The organism is Rhizobium sp. WYCCWR 11152 (assembly GCF_013087615.1).
GTDB lineage: Bacteria > Pseudomonadota > Alphaproteobacteria > Rhizobiales > Rhizobiaceae > Rhizobium > Rhizobium indicum.
In genome coordinates this window covers 183,877-201,871 of sequence record NZ_JABFCP010000003.1, presented here as the reverse complement: position 1 = coordinate 201,871, position 17,995 = coordinate 183,877, and the positions used below count along the sequence as shown (strand labels likewise).

General features: G+C 60.9%; 12 protein-coding genes. 11 read left to right on the top strand and 1 reads right to left on the bottom strand.

Features of this window, described 5'->3' with window-relative positions; translation table 11 throughout:
• Nucleotide 1 precedes the first annotated feature (1 nt).
• The 3 genes from G9X67_RS03395 to G9X67_RS03385 are packed head-to-tail and all read left to right on the top strand — an operon-like array spanning nucleotide 2 to nucleotide 3,349.
• Entirely contained in the window at nucleotides 2-964 is a 963-nt protein-coding gene (locus tag G9X67_RS03395) for a sugar ABC transporter permease (RefSeq protein WP_171598065.1), read from the top strand.
• Entirely contained in the window at nucleotides 961-1,818 is an 858-nt protein-coding gene (locus G9X67_RS03390) for a carbohydrate ABC transporter permease (protein WP_138389716.1), read from the top strand. The genes G9X67_RS03395 and G9X67_RS03390 overlap by 4 nt, the downstream gene beginning before the upstream one ends.
• A 37-nt stretch (nucleotides 1,819-1,855) precedes the next feature.
• A complete protein-coding gene (locus G9X67_RS03385; RefSeq protein ID WP_171598064.1) occupies nucleotides 1,856-3,349 on the top strand; it encodes a sulfatase in 1,494 nt (497 codons plus the stop codon).
• A 159-nt stretch (nucleotides 3,350-3,508) separates the two neighbouring features.
• Here G9X67_RS03385 and G9X67_RS03380 read toward each other — a convergent pair whose 3' ends face one another.
• Nucleotides 3,509-5,314 carry a caspase family protein gene (locus G9X67_RS03380; RefSeq protein WP_171598063.1) on the bottom strand — a complete coding sequence of 602 codons (1,806 nt, stop codon included), beginning with the start codon at nucleotides 5,312-5,314 and terminating at the stop codon, nucleotides 3,509-3,511.
• Nucleotides 5,315-5,616: 302 nt separating this feature from the next.
• Here G9X67_RS03380 and G9X67_RS03375 point away from each other — a divergent pair, with 302 nt between their 5' ends.
• From G9X67_RS03375 to ligD, 8 genes are all read left to right on the top strand, one after another.
• Nucleotides 5,617-6,831: an MFS transporter gene (locus G9X67_RS03375; RefSeq protein WP_171598062.1), complete on the top strand. Its 1,215-nt coding sequence runs from the start codon at nucleotides 5,617-5,619 to the stop codon at nucleotides 6,829-6,831.
• A gap of 595 nt (nucleotides 6,832-7,426) precedes the next feature.
• Nucleotides 7,427-11,905 (top strand): caspase family protein, encoded by a 4,479-nt coding sequence (locus G9X67_RS03370; protein WP_348649093.1) that lies wholly within the window; start codon nucleotides 7,427-7,429, stop codon nucleotides 11,903-11,905.
• Complete coding sequence (locus G9X67_RS03365) at nucleotides 11,892-12,332, top strand: hypothetical protein (protein ID WP_138389712.1); 441 nt, start codon at nucleotides 11,892-11,894, stop codon at nucleotides 12,330-12,332. The genes G9X67_RS03370 and G9X67_RS03365 overlap by 14 nt, the downstream gene beginning before the upstream one ends.
• Nucleotides 12,329-12,919 carry a hypothetical protein gene (locus G9X67_RS03360; protein WP_138389711.1) on the top strand — a complete coding sequence of 197 codons (591 nt, stop codon included), beginning with the start codon at nucleotides 12,329-12,331 and terminating at the stop codon, nucleotides 12,917-12,919. The genes G9X67_RS03365 and G9X67_RS03360 overlap by 4 nt, the downstream gene beginning before the upstream one ends.
• A gap of 111 nt (nucleotides 12,920-13,030) precedes the next feature.
• Nucleotides 13,031-13,825, top strand: coding sequence for an SDR family oxidoreductase (locus G9X67_RS03355; protein WP_003548952.1), 795 nt, complete (start codon nucleotides 13,031-13,033; stop codon nucleotides 13,823-13,825).
• Between the two features lie 103 nt (nucleotides 13,826-13,928).
• A complete protein-coding gene (gene glgX / locus G9X67_RS03350) occupies nucleotides 13,929-16,085 on the top strand; it encodes a glycogen debranching protein GlgX (RefSeq protein ID WP_171598060.1) in 2,157 nt (718 codons plus the stop codon).
• A gap of 15 nt (nucleotides 16,086-16,100) precedes the next feature.
• Nucleotides 16,101-17,108, top strand: coding sequence for a DNA topoisomerase IB (locus G9X67_RS03345; protein ID WP_171598059.1), 1,008 nt, complete (start codon nucleotides 16,101-16,103; stop codon nucleotides 17,106-17,108).
• Nucleotides 17,105-17,983 (top strand): non-homologous end-joining DNA ligase, encoded by an 879-nt coding sequence (gene ligD / locus G9X67_RS03340; protein WP_171598058.1) that lies wholly within the window; start codon nucleotides 17,105-17,107, stop codon nucleotides 17,981-17,983. Before G9X67_RS03345 ends, ligD begins: the two co-directional genes overlap by 4 nt.
• Nucleotides 17,984-17,995: the final 12 nt, after the last annotated feature.

Sequence of the window (17,995 nt, the reverse complement as noted above, 5' to 3'; positions counted from 1 at the left end):
AATGTCTGTTTCCGCAAACCCGGACGGCGCGCTGGCCAAGCGCGTCGAAAGACGAGGATTATTCCGGAGTTGGCATTTCGAGCCTTATGGCCTGGTCATGCCGGCGATGCTCATCCTGGCAATCTTTTTCGCCGGCCCGGCATTCTACAATATTGCGCTGAGCTTTCAGGAACTCAGTCTTTTCGATCTGGGAAAGCCGGGTCAGTGGGTCGGCATTGCCAACTTTGTCACCGTCCTCAAAGATGAAGGAATTGCCGGCGCGTTGTTCAACACGGCTTTCCTGCTGACATTCGTGACGGTCGTCATTCGACTGGCACTCGGACTTGCGCTCGCGATCCTTCTCAACGCTGAGGTCTTTGCCAGATGGCGCATCGGCTGGCTCGTCCGGTCGCTGGTCCTTGTCCCCTTCGTAACGCCGCCGGTCGTCGCCGTCGCCGCCTGGAAGTGGCTGCTCGACCCCCGCTACGGCGCGGTCAACCAGTTTCTCCTGTCGACAGGACTGATCGACAGGGGAATTCCGTTTCTTTCCAGGACGTCGACGGTCTGGGGGGCGGTCGAAACCATGTTGATCTGGCGCGAGCTTCCTTTCGTCATCATCACTTTCCTCGCGGCGCTGCAGTCGATTCCGAGGGAACTGAGGGAAGCGGCCCGCATCGACGGGGCGTCCGAGTTTCAGATACACCTGCGCATCATCCTGCCGATGCTGAAGCCCGTGATCGCGGTGGTCGCGCTGCTGACGACGATCTGGACCTTCAACAATTTCGTCTACGTCTGGCTCGCCACGCGGGGAGGGCCGGGCGACTACACGCAGGTTCTGGCAACGAAGATGTATACGGTTTCGTTTGTCGACTATCGCGTCGGCGAGGGTGCCGCCATCGGCGTTCTGATGAGCTTGATGATGTTCGCCTTTGCGCTCATCTACCTCGGGGTTCTCTCCCGCAGGAAACGGGGAGCGTCGTCATGAATGTTTCGATGGCGCATCGGGCGCGGCATATCAGGTTTGCCAAGGACCTGATCACCGTCATTCTGGGTATCGGCCTGCTGCTGATTTTGGCGTTTCCCTTCATTTGGGTGGTGCTGATTTCCTTCCGCCCGGACAAGGAAATATTCACCCGGACGTTTCAGCTGTTCACCAGCGTTACCCTGGAAAACTACTACACCCTCCTTCAAAACTCGCCGTTCCCGAACTACCTCAGAAACAGCCTTGTCGTCTGCACGATCTCGACTGTTGCGGCCGTTACCATCTCGCTGATAACCGCCTATGGCTTTTCGCGGAACCGCGATTTCCGCGGCCGCGGCCTATTGCTGATCCTGGTGATCTGCACGCAGCTCTTTCCCTACGTGATCCTCATCACGCCGCTTTATTCGATGTTTTTCGCCGTGGGGCTGATCAACAATCCGCTGAGCCTGGTTCTGTCCTATACGGCGATGAACCTGCCATTCGCCATCTATCTGCTGCTCGGCTACCTCGACACAATTCCCCAGGATCTCGATGAGGCGGCCAAGCTCGACGGCGCTTCGACGATCCAGATCATCTTCAAGGTCATTCTGCCGATCGCCTGGCCGGGTGTGGTGACGGTCGCGGTCAACGCCTTCGTGTCGGCGTGGGATGAATTTCTGTTTGCCCTGACACTGATGACAGCGGACGAAAACAAGACCGTGCCGGTGGGGCTTGCCGGCTTTTTCGGCGAATACACCACGCAATGGAATCTGGTGATGACGGCGTCGGTGATTTCGACGCTGCCGACACTTGTCCTTTTCATGCTGCTTCAGCGAAAGCTCGTCTCCGATCTCGCGGCCGGTGCAGTGAAGCTGTAGCGGTTGAACGCCTCGAACGAACATCGAAGGTCCTTCCATGAACATCATACTCGTGCTTATCGACAGCGTTAACCGCAATGCTCTCTCGGCCTATGGCGGAACCGAGTTCGCGACGCCGAACCTTCAGTCTTTCGCCAAAAAGGCGTGGCGTTTCGACAATCACTTTGTCGGAAGCCTGCCCTGCATGCCGGCGCGGCGTGAGATTTTTGCCGGGTTCAGCGGCATGCAATGGCGTCCTTGGGGACCGCTCGAACCCTTCGACCTACGCCTGCCGAAACTGCTGGAGAGTGCGGGTTACACAACCGCGATCGTCACCGATCACTATCACTACTGGGAGGAGTCGGCGAACGGCTACATCCAGAGCTTCCAGGGCGCGGAATTCATTCGAGGGCACGAGCTGGATTTCTGGGAGCCGCTCGTGCCTGAGGCAGATCTGCCGCAATGGGTGCACAATATCGAAAAATGGCGCCCGGGTTATGGTCACCGTTACTTCTCGAATGTCGCAAACTTCAAGGATGAGGCCGATTTCTTTCCTGCCAAGGTGATGACATCAGCGAGCGAATGGCTCGCCAAGCCGAAGACCGGAAAGCCGTTCTTCCTGCAGGTCGAGTCCTTCGACGTGCATGAGCCGTTCGATGTCCCGGAGCCCTATGCCTCGATGTACGGCGACGGTGCGGCGCGAGACCGCTTTACGCTGTGGCCACCCTATCAGGATGCGGCGCGTCAGGCGGAGTTCATGAGCCAGGCGAGCCCCGAGGAACTGGCCTTCGTTCGCTCCCAATATGGCGCCAAACTGACGATGACGGACCGGTGGCTCGGCAAGCTGTTCACCACCCTGGACGAACTGCAGCTATGGGACGACACGGCCGTTATCGTCACTACAGATCACGGACACGACCTCGGCGAACGGGGCGGCTATGGCAAGCAATTCCCGCATTTCGACAGCCATGCGAACATTCCGCTGCTGGTCTGGCACCCCGGCTTCCAAGCCAATGGCGGCGCGATTGAAAATCTGACCTCGACCGTCGACCTCTTCGCGTCGATCCTGGCGATCGCCGGCCTCGAGCCGCCACGAAAGACGCATTCGCATTCATTTCTGCCGCTTCTCAAAGGAAATAACAGCAACGCGCGGAACGCCGTCATTTACGGGACATTCGGGCAAGGCATCTGCTGCACCGATGGAGAATGGACGCTGATCCAGCCGCCGGATCGCGACAAGCCGCTTTATGCCTACTCGACCATGGTACCAACCACCATCGAGCCGCAGGACAAGCCGGTCGATCACGGCTATTACATTCCTGGCGTCGACATGCCGCAATGGAAAATTCCCATCACTCCCGACGGCCCCGGAGACCGGCGGAACCTCGACAGCCAGCCGCTGCTATTTAATCGACGCAATGATCCAGGCCAAACGCACGACCTCTGGCAAGACCGGCCCGAAGAGCGGGAACGAATGCTGCGTCTTATGCGGCAAGTTATCGAACGGTACGGTGCACCGGCCGAACTGTTTCAGAGGCTGGGATTGAGCTAGCTTCGGAGACCAGATCACCTCCACGGAAACTCGCTTCGTCGTGATCGCTCATAACCCGATTAGCCTGGCCGCATGAACCGCCTGTTCGGCGTCAGCTTGGCCGAACAGGCCGTCTCCGCCGAACTGCAGACACCAGAGCAACTGCGCGAGGATATGTGATTATTCGAATTCGATCACCAAGCTGTGCGACGAATTCGATGGACCCATGTCGTCCCAGCTGTTGACCCCCAATTCCTTCGGATCGCGTTTGCCGGAAACATTGGTGTAGTACATGGCGAAATCGTCGCCCGGCTTGTGTTCGTTCGGCATGTCTCGCAGCCACTTGGTGAACATCATTGCCTCGCCGGTTATCCAGCGCCAGCCTCCTTTGGGCTCCCGGCCGCTTTCGTCCTGGATCAAGCCGATCCACGGTCCATGCCTGCTTGTCTCGTTCCGGGATGCGTCATATTCGGAATCGACGAGGCGGTCGTCCTTGCTGAAGAGCGAGACGATAAAATCGTTCTCCTCTTTCGAAGTGATCGTCGCCAGATGCCCGCCGCAGCGCTTGGCCGCCAGATCCGCCAATTTCCACGTTGTCGATTGCGAATACATCACCGCGTACATATGCCCTTGGAGCGAACCGTAGACCTTTTCCTCCCATGGAGCGCAGTCGATGACCTTCCAGACACGCTCATCTGTTTCCAGCCCTTCGAAATCCTTCCGCAGATACCGCCGCGCCGTGGGCGAGGAATAGAGACCGTCTGCGGCCCTGACCACGTCAATCCCGAGCGCCTTTGCCGTCGGTTCATTGAAGTAACCCGTGGCAGTAATGCCGGCGGATTTCTGGTAGTCGGTTATGCCCCTGCGGGTCTGCGCACCAAATACGCCATCGGCGTTCCCCGTGCCGAAGCCCTTTGCGGCGAGCGCCAACTGGATCTCGCTTCTCTTCGCCGTGTCGAGAGTAAGTTCGTTCTCGCGTTGCTCCGGCGTCGGGAACAACACGGAGGCAACGGCATTGGGCTGCATCACCGACAGCATCTGCCGGGCGACATCGGCCTTTTCGCCGCTGCGATGCTTTGCGAGAAAGAACGTCCAGATGCGTGGCGTATTGATACGCAAGGCCTTCTGGAAATCTGCCTCGGCCTCCAATGTTTTTGGATCGATCGTCGGCGTGGCGACAGGCGGCTGCTCCGGTTGCTGCGGGGCAGGCGCGAAATAGAATTCGAGCGAAAGGGACGACAGGATCTGCGGCGACTGCTTGCCGTCGGTCGCTGTTCGAACATCGCGGATCACCCGCTTGAACGCGGTGCCGATTTCAATCCCCGGGCTCGCCAGATGGTTCACCAGCGCTGCGGTGAAAGGGGAATTCTCGCCACGCCCGTCAGCTGCGACCTGTCCGGGCGCGGCCGCGAAAGCAATCATGGTGCCTGCGCTCTCCGTTTCTATCGGCGCCAGCCCCCGCGTCGCAAGGCTTCTGGTTGCTCCCTCGATCTCCTCGTTGAGACGGTTGGCCAGCGGATTGTTGCGGCAGGCGTCCAGGAAGACGAGGGCAATCTTGGCTTTCCCTTCCATTGCCCGTACCACGTCTTCCAGAGCGAGCGTCTCTGCAGCGACGTCGAATTCGCTCGTAAGCCGAGCGTTGGTGGCGACGAGGTAGTTCTCCCCGCGAAGCTGCATGCCGTGTCCCGCGTAGTAGAAAAGTGCTACGTCGTCGGCCGTGATCTTGCGCGAAAAACGCGTGACGGCTTCCGCAAGCTGACTGCGGTTCGCATCGACGACGATGTCTGCATCAAAACCCCGGGTGGATAAGAAAGCCCCGAACGCCCGCGCATCGCGCGCGGCATTGGGGAGCGCACCGGCGGCTTCATAAATCGAGTTTCCGATAACAAGCGCCAGCCGCCGGCCGCCTTCAGCGGCGGCCGCCTCAAGGGACCCGATAATGGTGAACACGAGCATGGACAGGCACGCCAGGCGTATTCGCATCATGATCACCTCCCTCAAGGTCGTCACAAAATCGAACGTTTGATGTTACTTGAAAATTCCCCTCAGCTGGCAGGCGAGGGTGCGCGCCTCGATTGGCTGCCGTTCAATGCCCCATTTTAGCATCGACTTAATATCGAGCAATGCCCGTACACGATACGAGACCACCATCGTTGGTGCACGGAAAAAAGATGGAAGGGCGCTGTCGAAATCGTGGCGGTTCAAACGTCTTGAGATCGCAGGCGCGAAATACGGTAGGCTTGCCGCATGCGTCGTGATCACTCTGTCGGCATGGAGGTTATGAAGCCATGGGTGTTTCCTATCGTTGGGTCATCGTCGCTGCGGGCGCATTGATGACATGCGTTGCGCTCGGCGCGATGTTCTCGCTGGCGATTTTCCAGGAGCCGATTGCAACGGCGACCGGCTGGTCGCATGTCGGCATAGCGAGCGCGATGACGCTGAACTTCATCGTCATGGGTTTCGGCGGCTTCTTCTGGGGGGCTGCAAGCGACCGCTTCGGCCCGCGCGTGGTCGTGATGATAGGATCCGTGCTGCTCGGCCTGGCGCTGGTGCTGGCGAGCCGGGCGGAGACCCTGCTGCAGTTTCAACTGACCTACGGCATCCTTGTCGGATTGGCCGCCAGCACGTTTTTCGCGCCGATGATCGCGGCGACGACCGCCTGGTTCGACGAAAACCGCGGCCTTGCGGTGTCGCTGGTCTCCGCTGGCATGGGCGTTGCGCCGATGACCATCTCACCTTTCGCGCGCTGGCTGATCACGGCCTATGAATGGCGGCCGGCCATGCTGATCATCGGCATTGCCGCCTGGGTGCTGCTCGTGCCGGCCGCTCTGCTGGTCAGGCGTCCGCCGGCCGAGACCACTGACACCGGAGCCGAGTTCGCGGCCGACGGCGCCCGGCCGCAACTGTCGAAAGTCTTTCGATCGCCGCAATTCATCGTGCTTGGCCTGACCTTCTTTGCCTGCTGTGCGGCGCATTCCGGGCCGATCTTCCACATGGTCAACTATGCGACGATCTGCGGCGTCGCACCGATGGCGGCCGTCAGCATCTACAGCGTCGAGGGCCTGGCGGGACTGGGCGGCCGATTGCTCTATGGCAGCCTTGCCGACAGGATCGGGGTGAAGCCGGTGCTGGTCGCCGGCCTGCTGGTGCAGGCGGCAGCCCTTGCGTCCTATCTCTTCGTCAGCCAGCTCGGCGAATTCTACGCGCTCGCAATCGTCTTCGGCAGTGCCTATGGCGGTGTGATGCCGCTCTATGCCGTGCTGGCGCGTGAATATTTCGGGCCTCGTATCATCGGCACGGTCTTCGGTGCGGCGACGATGCTCTCCAGCCTCGGCATGGCCTTCGGCCCTCTCATCGGCGGCTGGATATTCGACACCTTCGCCAATTATTCCTGGCTGTTCATCGGCTCCGCGATGGTCGGGCTGGGGGCTGCGGCGATAGCGCTCGCGTTCCCGCCTCTCGCCCGCCAGAAACCGCAGCCGGCGTTCGGCATGGCGCCGTAACAGGCGCCTTACAGTCCTCACGAGCAGTATCGAGAGTGGACGTCGGTGACGACGCCCACTCAAGGTTTTCGCATCTTCGCGACTTTTGCCGCCAAGTCGCCAACACCGCAGGCTGCACATTCGCCTCCACCGTAACAAATGGACGAGGACGCCGGACCGCGATCATTCAGATTCGCTGGCTTGTGTGCCATTCTGGATGGCGAAAGAACAAAGCGTTACAAGGCAAGGAATAACTTGATTCACGCAAAAGTAGAGTTCGTGTTGGTGTAGTAGCGGACGATGCGGCGACGCTCTCTGCTAGGGAAGTAACCGCTAAGACGCACCAATCCTTAAATATTCACTTGAGGAACCCTCAGTTCTTCGGCAGTATACTGTTTATTAACTTTTGGCTGGGGGCCATGCTGCAGCAATGAGGGTCATAGGGATTGCTCTGGCATGTGTCATGTTGCTGTCGCAGCCGGCTCTGGCGCAGTCTCCACTTGACGTCATCAGGAGCTTGACCGACGGCGTCACGCGTGATGCCGCGCCGCCAGATGCTGGTCGCCGAACGTCTAAACCGATACCGACTCTTCGGTCGCAGCTGACAAGATCGCAAGTGCAACGCCTGCAGCGTGCCCTGGAAGCGCTCGGTTACTATCATGGTCCGATCGACGGAGATGCCGGGGTCGAGACGTGGAGTTCGGTTATAGCGTGGGCACGCGACCGGGGATGGGAGGCTCCAACAACCCTCCGTGTCGCGCATCTCAATTCCCTGGAAGCTGAACGCGGGCAGGGACAGGTTGCAGAACAGGATCGTCCAAGCTCTGGTCCAGAAGATGGGACTGTTCGTCGCGTTCAAACGGCCCTCTCACGGCTCGGCTACTATTCTGGGCCGGTGAATGGGCAGACAGACCAAGCGACCATGGCTGCGATGGCGGCCTGGGCGGCGGATCGGAGCTGGGAAGCCCCGGCATCGATCCGCGAAGCACATGCCGTCAACATGGAGGAGGAGCTCTCCCATAGGACAGGCCCGGTTGTCAGCGATGCGGTCTTGCCACCGTGGCAGCCGGACGACACCGGGATCGGCAGCAAAATCTGCGCCTCCACCGGCTACAGCAAAGTCTGCCTTCGTCTTGTCTGCGATGCCGAAGCCGGTGTGGTCCTTGATTTCGAAGAGGTGGCGGGTTACTCCACCCAGTCGGTCTCAAGCGCCGGACTGACGGTGGATCGGGGCCCTGAGGCAATGCTTCCTCTCGATGGCATCCGCAAGAGACCGGTCCTCGATGCCGCTCGTGATGCAGCGCTCATCGCCCGCCTTTCCTCCGGGCGGTCGCTGAACCTCAAGTTGGGGACATGGTCGATGTCCTTCGGTCTCGCGCAATTCGGCCCCGAGTACGACCGGGTTGGAAAGGCATGTGCTACCCTCCTCGCCAGGCTCCGTAGCGGCCAGGATCCCTTCCCTGGGCAGTTCGCCCGCCTTGCCGACGAACTGGCCGAGGTCACCGTGTCCGAAGGAACGTGGACTTCGCAGCCGAATACGGATCTTGGCGGCGATGACATTCGACAAGGGCTGGCCGATCCGCTTCTGCGTGGCCTGACGGAAGGCCACTGCATCGCGATCTGCTCGGAAACCGACATGTGTCGGGCCTATACGTTCAACCCGAGCGGCGGGGTATGTTTCCTGAAGTCCGAAAAGGGCTCGCCCAAACCCTACGCAGCCGCAAAGAGCGGCGTTTTCGACGGCCGGAAAGCGGGTTTAGCACCTCCACCCACCCGCGGTGCGGGACCGATCGTGGATGGAGCGGTCGGGTGGCGAGAGGGCGACACGCTGGAAAGCTTCCAGGTCCGCGTGAAACAAGCGGCTGGCAGGCTCGGCGGGTCATGCGACGAGGAGAAGGAGACGCTCCGGCGCCTGGCCGAAAAATTCCAATGGACACTGCCGCATCAGGGACCGCTCCGCGCCGGGAACAGTTTTGAAATCGAGTGGTCGGGCAACACGCTCGAAGATCGCATACCGGTTTGGTTCATGGTCAAAGCAGAACAGCCCGTCCGTTTTAAAGGCAAGGGGCATGTCGCGTTGGGTCCTGACGCACCCAATCCGTTCGCGATGAAAACCGGTCTCGGCAAGACACGCGCCATGGTCGCTCTGGCGACGCGTGGCGCCGCAGCGAGTGGTTCAGTTTCAACCATTCCGCTGCAAGCCGGGCCATTGACCCTATCCGTCTCATTAGTGGGTTATCTGCGCGCCTGCGAGGAGGAGATCGTTCTGAAGGAAGAGTCAGAGCGGCTCGAAATCGCACCGGCGCCCGCCGAGATCGTCCTCAACACCGCAGAGGGCCGCGCGGCGTTCACACATAGTATCGATGTCCCTAAATTCTCCCGCCGCATCCTCCTCAACGAAACCCGCTTTCTTCTGCTGGATACGGCAAGCGGGACGGAAATCGTCGAGCGGGCAGGCACACACCTCCAGATCTCGCCGACCCACCGCTTCATCGGCGTCGAGCATAATGGCCGGCTCGACATCGTCGACATGGTCGATGGGCATACGGCTGCGACAGCGGATGCCGGCGACCTTCGCTGGGCGCTCGGCGACAGTGTCGTCTTCACCACGCTCGCGCCTTGGGCGGAGGTGAATTTTTCCTCCACCTTCGGTGATCATTTGCGCATACGGGAGCAGATTACCGGGCCGTCTTGTTGCACCGCGGAACGCGGTCAGACGCGCGTGGCGATCGATCTGGAGAATGCCGCCTACGCCATCTGGGGTGGCGCCGGCTACCGCGTTGGTGCGCTCCAGAACCCGGATTACGCCTCGACGGCAAATTCCTCCGGCGCTTACAGTTCTCAAGGTGGCGAGACCATTCCCCTTCATTTTCATATGTTCTGGTCGCTTGGCATGGTGTCGCCCGTCAGTGTCGCTCGGGAATTCGATGTTGCCGGCGGCTTCAAGACGACCAGTACCTGGGAAGACTGGGAGGTCGCGGACGCCGACAGCCGCCGCCCCCGCGATTTTACGGAGAGCCTGTCGCGCACATTGGGCAAAATTGAGCTTCAGGCAGTCATGATCGATACGGCCGTGGCATCGAACGACCAAGGCTCCATCAGAGCCGGCAACGACACACCTCTCGCCGCAGCCTTGCCCGAACAACTCTTGCGCCTCGGCGTCGCGCTCGATCCAATGGTCGACGGTGAACGCCTCGTCGCGTCCTACGCGGCAGGTGAGAATAGCGACCTTCACGCGCTTGATCGTGACAAGCGGCTGAAACGATCCGCAGAGGCGATGGGGCGCTTCCGCCGCGAGGCGGAGCGTGCGGGCTGGCGCTTCGACTGGGCTCTGCCCGTCGGGGACGAGGGTCCGATCTCCGACTGTGAACATCTTCTGCTCGGAGAATCCTCGAACACGGGGGGCACGGGCTCGCTGTTAGCGCCTCGCGATGTTGTCGAGGTCTCGACGGTCCGCACGTCTCGCGGGGCAGTATGGGTGGCGCGTGCGGAGTGTGTCGCGGGCGCGACGTTCGGGAGCCTCAGGCCCTATGCTGCCCTTTACGTCATGGATATCGCGCGCCCCGCGCCGGCGGCGAGTGCGGCACTTCAGGCGGAAGGCGCATTTTTCTTCGAAAACAATGCCCATCGTCTGTGGTACGAGCACTCTTTTCGTATCAAAGCCAATGACGACCTTCTGCTGACCTATGCGCCCGGCAACGGCGTCATTACCGTGCGTGACCGCGCAACGCAGAAATTCCTCTGGATCGGCGAGAATCTTCCGAATGGCGACCTCCTCGTCGAGGCCTGGTTGACGAAAGACCGTCGCCATGCGGTGCAACTTAATTCTGACGGCAACTTCTATATTCACGCCATTCTAGACGATAGGCAGTCGCTCCTGTCCGGGCGCATCGCCGACGACGAGATCGCGGTCTGGACCAAGGACTACTTTTACGACGCGACAGCCGAGGCCGCCGCCCTCATCGATCTGAAGTTTCCCGGTAGGGTTGGACAGTATAGTCTCGACCGGTTTGGCACGGCGCGCCTGGTTCCAGATCTGGCGCGCGCTGTCCTTGATCGCGGGCAGACGCCGCAGGCCGTCTCCGAGGTGGGCGTACCGCCGTCGTTGACAGGCGAGATCGCGCTCGAGGAAAACGGCGGTCGCGTAAGAGCCGTATTGCACTTCGATCCGGCCGAGACGGTGCATATGTCCGTTTTTCAGGACGGTGTGCTGACCGAAACGGTTGATGCGGCCACCGTCGCAAATGCAGTGTCGTTCGAGAGGCTCAAGGACGCGCGTTGGGTGTCGGTCATCGGATTCAATTCTGCGGGCCTGGCGAGCCTCCCGGTATCCGCTGATCTCGGCGAGCCTCTTGCGCGCCGTGCGGTCACCCGCGCGCTCGTCATCGGCGTGAACACTTACGAGGATGAGCGCCTCCGTTCGCTCAACTACCCTCTGCGCGATGCAGGCACGGTGCTCGAAACGCTGACCGAGCCGCTTGGCAAAGAGCCACCGTTCCGCGGCGAGGTAGGGCCGAAGGACAGGCGTGCCACGCCCGAGGCCATACTGGAGGCGACGGCGCGACTGCTGGACGGGCTGGCCCGTGGGGACCACGCGGTCCTGTTTCTGGCCGGCCATGGCATGCAGGATCGCAATGGGCGTTTCTATTTCGCGACGTCGGCCACCGATCCAACGGATCTCGAACACACAGCCTTGCCTTTCGACCGGCTGGCCGCGCTGTTCGAAAGGACCGAGGCGCGCATCACCATCCTTCTTGATGCCTGCCACTCGGGCGCCGCGGGGACCGGGTCTTTCACCACCAACGACGATCTCGCCAACAGCCTCGCTGCCCTCAGATCCAATCTCACCGTTCTCGCCGCTGCGAAAGGGCGGCAGGAGTCGCTCGGGCGGCGCGAGGTCGGGGGCCTGTTCACCAACGCGATCGTTACCGTCCTCGGAAAGGAACGCGATCGTTATGACCACAACCATAATGGTCGCATTGAGGCCTCCGAACTGTATCGCGGCGTCAAGACGCTGGTTTTCGCGGCGAGCGACGGCAAGCAGACACCCTGGATCATCAACAGCCGACTGGTGGGAGACTATGCCCTCTTTTAGATTTCGCGACGCGTATAAAGCGGTTGCGGTCCTAACCGTTGCCATGCTGCTTCTGCCTCCGGCGGCCTCCCTTGCTGCGTGCCTCATCTGCGACGAGGTCGTCGAGCTGGATGGAGTGCGGGCAAATTGCTTCCGTCAGGACTATGAAAAGTTTCTTTCAACTGCTCGAAGCGCGGAAACGAGCAATGCGGAGGTCGATCTCTCCGCCTGCGCCGGGGACGACGGACGCGAACGACGCGGTCTTGATCGGATGCCCGGGCTATTACCAGCCGGAAGTGAATCCAGCGCGCGGAACCAGCGTGAGCTACGCTCGGTCTACATTTTCGATGAGGCAAGCCTTATTTGCCTCAAGCGATTGCTGGATGGGCACGAAGGTACGATCGATCCGTCGGTGCGGTTCGATCTGGTCGAGAACTGCAAGCCATGAGCCAGCCATCATCCAAGCGGCGGGTCGGGCTCTCTTTCTTCCACGTTTCGGATGCCGGCTGGTCGCTTCTGAGCAGCATTGTCACCGTAGTGACCTTCGTCGGCGCGGTGGGGGGTATCTTTTGGGCGGTCTTCGAGTACCGCGAGAGCCAGGAGACCGAACGCACGAAATATACGCTCACTCTCATCGAGACATGGGAAACGCAGGGCTATCGGCAAGCCTATGGTGAACTTCGTAAGTTCTATACGGCGTTCATCGAGACGGTCCCGCCCGCCGACAGGAGGACGGCCGAGACGAGCGGACACGCTAGGGACAACCTTCTGCAGTCCTTTAACCGTCGGATCGCGCAGGAGCCCGCGCACCAGGAGCAGGTTAGGGAGGTCGTCTATTTCTTCAACCGGCTTGGTCTTTGCGTGAGCGCGTCGCTCTGCTCCAAGGAAACAACCGCGGTCTTCTTCAATGATACCGTGCAGTCTTTCCTAGATGCTTACGGCCCTTATATCGAAAGCAGCAAGGAAACTTTGCCAGGCCGGGGCGCGACACTTGTCGATCTCTCTCGGGAACTCAATCCCGCTGGTCGGGACTAGGCACCATATCTCCCGCTTTCGTGCATTGCCCTTGGTCGAGTTCCCCTGATAAGACTTCTCATATTCGTTTCATCACCTATGTCCTTGGTTTTTCGGGAGGCAATCGTCGCCATGGTCGAACTTGCGCAATCGCTCGCATCCATCAAGCTGCCGGACCTGTCCGGCAAGGCCGTACTGATCACTGGCGCCTCGACCGGGATCGGCGCGGCGCTTGCCCGCGCCTTTGCCGCTCAAGGGGCCAAGGTCGGCGTGCATTACAATGCCAGCCGCGAACCGGCGGAGAAGCTTGCCGAGGAGATCCGGGCTGCCGGCGGCACGGTGCATCTGATCCAGGGTGACGTGTCGAGGGAAGGCGAGACCGAGCGTGTCGTCGAGGAGACGGCGAAGACCTTCGGTCATCTCGACGGGCTCATCAACAATGCCGGCGGCATGCTGGGGCGCAAGCCGACCTCGGACTATACCGACGCGCATTACGCCGCGGTCATGGACCTCAATGCCCGCTCGGTGCTGGCGGCAACGCGTGCGGCGCATCCCTGGCTGAAGAAGCAGGGTGGCTTCATTATCAACACCACCTCGATCGCCGCGCGCAATGGCGGCGGCAATGGTGCGATCCTCTATGCGGCATCAAAGGGCTTCGTCTCGACGATCACGCGTGGTCACGCCAAGGAATTCGTCGCCGACAGGATCCGCGTCAACGCGGTGGCACCGGGTGTCATCGCCACGCCGTTCCACGAGCGTTATACCAATGACGAGCAGATGGAGCTGCAGCGCAAGTCGATCCCGATGGGGTTTGTCGGCACGTCGGAAGATTGCGTCGGCGCCTATCTCTTCCTCGCCTCGCCGACGCTATCGGGTTACATCACCGGCCAGATCATCGAGGTCAATGGCGGCCAGCTGATGCCATAGGCCCTTCCTTCGGCGCGCAACATCGTTCCCTTTTCCCTTTCACGAGGGAACTTTCGAACCGCCGTTACGTTATCCGCTTGGTCTTTTTACCAAGCGGGGCACCATGAGCTTTTCATTTTCGGAACTCGACTTCCTCAAGCCGGAGCTCGGGGCGGAATATATTGGTTCGGGCACCCATTTCGCCATCTTTTCAGCCCATGCGGAACAGATCGAACTCTGCCTCTTCTCGCCTGATGGAAAGAAGGAGGTCGCCCGGCTGCCGCTGCCGAAGCGCGAAGGCGACATCTGGTCCGGCTATATTGCCGGCGTCGGACCGGGCACGGTCTACGGCTATCGCGCTCATGGTCCCTACGATCCTGCCGCCGGCCATCGCTTCAATCCGAACAAGCTGCTGCTCGATCCCTATGCCAAACAGGTGACGGGCGAGCTTAAATGGGACGACGCGCTGTTCGGTTATCAGATCGGCGAGGACGACCTTTCCTTCGACGAGCGCGACAGCGCGCCCTTCATGGTCAAGGGCGTGGTGCAGGATCCTGATTTCGACTGGGCGGGTGAAGAGGCGATCCGCCGCCCCTGGCCGGATACCATCATCTACGAGGCGCATGTGCGCGGCCTGACGATGACGCATCCGAAGGTGCCAGACCGGCTGCGCGGCACCTTTCTCGGCATGTGTAGTGATCCGATCATCGACCATCTCGTCAAGCTCGGCATCTCGGCGATCGAGCTTCTGCCGATCCAATATTTCCTCGACGATCGTTATCTCCTGGAAAACAACCTACGCAATTATTGGGGCTATCAGACACTCGGCTTCTTCGCGCCGCAATCGCGCTACATGTCTGGCGACAAGATCACCGAAATCAAGACCATGGTGAAGAAGTTCCATGCCGCCGGCATCGAAGTCATCATGGATGTGGTCTATAACCACACCGCCGAAGGCAGTGAGAAGGGACCGACACTGTCCTTCCGCGGGCTCGACAATGCGAGCTATTACATTCTCTCCCCCGACGATCCGCGCCATACCTTCGACACGACGGGGACCGGCAACACGCTGAATGTCGCCAACCCGATGGTGATGCGCATGGTTCTCGACAGCCTGCGCTACTGGGTGGGCGTCATGCATATCGACGGTTTCCGCTTCGATCTCGCCAGCACGCTCGGGCGGCAGGATCTGGAATTCGACCGCCAGGGCGGCTTCTTCGGCGCCATAAGGCAGGATCCGATGCTATCGGGCGTCAAGCTGATCGCCGAGCCCTGGGATATCGGCGAGGGCGGTTATCAGGTCGGCGGCTTCCCGCATCCCTTCCGCGAGTGGAACGACAAGTTCCGCGACGACGTGCGCCGTTTCTGGAAGGGTGATGGCGGCATGGTGTCAGAGGTGGCGGCGCGCGTCACCGGCTCGGCGCTGCAGTTCAACCATTCCGACCGGGGAGCGACCTCCTCGATCAATCTTCTGTCGGCCCATGACGGCTTCACGCTGATGGACACGGTCTCCTTCAACGACAAGCACAACGAGGCGAACGGCGAGGATAACCGGGACGGCCATTCGGATAATCATTCCGACAATATGGGTGCCGAGGGTGCGACCGATGATGCCGATATCAACGCCGCGCGGGCACGGCGGCGCCGCAACATGATGGCGACGCTGATGCTCTCCCAGGGCGTGCCGATGATCCTGGCCGGCGACGAGCTCGGCAACAGCCAGGACGGCAACAATAACGCCTATTGCCAGGACAACGAAATCGGCTGGACCGATTGGGCAGGGCTCGACGATCCTTTCCTCGATTTCTGCCGGCAGGCAGTCGCCTTCCGCAAGGCCCATCCCGTTCTGCGGCAGGAGCGGTTCCTGACCGGCGAAACCGGCGAGGACGGCCGCATCGAGATCGCCTGGTACAGACCGGACGGCGGCTTCATGGATGACGATGCCTGGAACGATGATGAGCTGCGGGTGCTCGGCGTCTATCTCTCGAAGAGCGCGAATGCGCCCGAGACCGAGACGATGGATGACCTCTTCCTCATCTTCAATGCCGGCGGCGACTGCGAATTCCACGTGCCGGAGATAAATGGACTGACGAAATGGTCGCGGATTGCCGACACCGGGGCGGAGAGGGATGCTTTCAAGGTTCGCGATCAGGATAATCCGGTCATGGTCTATGCCCAGAGCGTGGCCGTCTTTGCGCCGGAGGGACAGACCGAGCCGCTGAAGGATATGACCAAGGCCGGGCGCCGGTGGTGGTTCCAGTTCGGCCGCAGGAGCAAGTAACGGGTCGCAGAGAACATGAATGCCGAAGCCATCACCGACCTTGGTCTCGTCTATGTCAGCGATACCGAACCAGGCATCCGCAGACGAAGGAAGGGTAAGGGTTTCAGCTATGTGATGCCCGACGGCACGACCCTTGCCGACGAATTGCAGCGGGCGCGCATCGGCGCGCTCGGTCTGCCGCCGGCCTATGAAAATGTCTGGATCTGCCTCCACGACAACGGCCATCTGCAGGCGACCGGCTTCGATGCGCGCGGGCGCAAGCAATACCGCTACCATAAGGAATGGCAGTCCTTCCGAAGCGCGGGCAAATTCCATCAGCTGATCGAGTTCGGCCGGGCCCTGCCTCGGATACGCCGCACCGTGCTGCGGCATCTCGACACCGGTGCGGAGGATGTCAACGGCGTGCTGGCGGCTTTAACGACGCTGCTCGACGAGGCGCACTTACGCGTCGGCAACCAGGCCTATGTCAGGGAGAACGGCACCTATGGCGCAACGACGCTGCTGAAGCGGCACCTGAAGATCGTCGACGGGCAGATCGAGCTGAAATTCCGCGCCAAGGGCGGCAAGCGTGTCCAGCGCAGCCTCAAGCACCCCAGGCTGCAGAAGATCCTGGAGGAGATAGCCGACCTGCCCGGCCGCCAGCTCTTCGTCTGGAAGGATGAAAGCGGGGCGCTGAAGCCAATCGATTCCGGACGGCTGAATGCCTATCTGGCCGAGCTATCGGGCATTCCCATTTCGGCGAAAACCTTCCGCACCTGGGCCGGATCGCTGGCGGCCTTCGGAGCGGCGCGCGAGGCGATCCTCAGTGGCGGCCGGCCGACGGTAAAGCAGATGTCGGAGGCTGCGGCCGAGGCGCTGCACAACACACCGGCGATCTCGCGCTCGAGCTATATCCATCCCGCGATCATCGCGCTCTCCGGCAACGATCATCCGCTGGTCGAGACTGGCATCGAGCCGCTACGGGGCTTGCGGGCCGAGGAAAACAGGCTACTTGATTTCCTCACAAGCGAGATCGAAGAATGAGCCCCGGACATCCGCAGGTATCGGACGTATCCTTGACGCATCCCGACCGGCTCTACTGGCCGGACGAGGGCGTGACCAAGCAGGCGCTGGCGGATTACTACGCCGCGGTCTGGCCGGTCATGGCGCCTTATGTCGTCAACCGGCCCTTGGCGTTGCTGCGCCTGCCGGACGGGATAAAAAGCCACCAGCGGTTTTTCCAGAAACATGCCTGGAAGGGGATGAATCCGCATATCGAGGAGATCGCCGACCCGCAGGATGCGGACGGCGAAAAGCTGCTGCGCATTGCCGATTTCAACGGTCTTACGGCGCTGGTGCAGTCGGCCGTGCTCGAAATTCATCCCTGGGGCGTTACGACCGACGATTGGGAAAAACCCGACATGATCACCATGGACCTCGATCCCGGCGAGGACGTGACCTGGAGCGCTGTCATAACCGCAGCGCTTGAATTGAAGACGCGGCTGGAAGCACGTGGCCTGGCGGCCTTCGTCAAGACGTCGGGCGGCAAGGGGCTGCATGTGGTCACGCCGCTTGCGCCGAAGGCCGGCTGGGCGGAGGTGAAGGATTTCGCCCATTCACTGGCCGAAAGCATGTCGTCCGACGCGCCGGAGAAATATCTGGCAACCGCGACGAAGGCAAAACGCGGTGGGCATATCTACATCGACTATCTCCGCAACGGCCGCGGCAACACGGCAGTCGCGGCCTATTCGACGCGGGCGCGATCGGGTGCGCCGGTTTCGATGCCGCTGGATTGGTCGGAATTGAACGAGGTGAGCGGTCCCGCCGCTTTCACGCTCGGAAACGTGCCGCAACGGTTGGAGACCCAGCCGAGAGACCCGTGGGGAAATTTCTTCGATGCGGCGGTGCCGCTCGAATGAACGGCTCTTAAT

Bases quoted from the DNA above. Each gene is read 5' to 3' on its own strand.
- G9X67_RS03345 (WP_171598059.1), top strand. From the start codon at position 16,101: ATGAATGCCGAAGCCATCACCGACCTTGGTCTCGTCTATGTCAGCGAT.
- G9X67_RS03375 (WP_171598062.1), top strand. From the start codon at position 5,617: ATGGGTGTTTCCTATCGTTGGGTCATCGTCGCTGCGGGCGCATTGATG.
- G9X67_RS03385 (WP_171598064.1), top strand. From the start codon at position 1,856: ATGAACATCATACTCGTGCTTATCGACAGCGTTAACCGCAATGCTCTC.
- G9X67_RS03395 (WP_171598065.1), top strand. From the start codon at position 2: ATGTCTGTTTCCGCAAACCCGGACGGCGCGCTGGCCAAGCGCGTCGAA.
- G9X67_RS03355 (WP_003548952.1), top strand. From the start codon at position 13,031: ATGGTCGAACTTGCGCAATCGCTCGCATCCATCAAGCTGCCGGACCTG.
- G9X67_RS03360 (WP_138389711.1), top strand. From the start codon at position 12,329: ATGAGCCAGCCATCATCCAAGCGGCGGGTCGGGCTCTCTTTCTTCCAC.
- G9X67_RS03390 (WP_138389716.1), top strand. From the start codon at position 961: ATGAATGTTTCGATGGCGCATCGGGCGCGGCATATCAGGTTTGCCAAG.
- G9X67_RS03380 (WP_171598063.1), bottom strand. From the start codon at position 5,314: ATGATGCGAATACGCCTGGCGTGCCTGTCCATGCTCGTGTTCACCATT.
- glgX (WP_171598060.1), top strand. From the start codon at position 13,929: ATGAGCTTTTCATTTTCGGAACTCGACTTCCTCAAGCCGGAGCTCGGG.
- ligD (WP_171598058.1), top strand. From the start codon at position 17,105: ATGAGCCCCGGACATCCGCAGGTATCGGACGTATCCTTGACGCATCCC.
- G9X67_RS03365 (WP_138389712.1), top strand. From the start codon at position 11,892: ATGCCCTCTTTTAGATTTCGCGACGCGTATAAAGCGGTTGCGGTCCTA.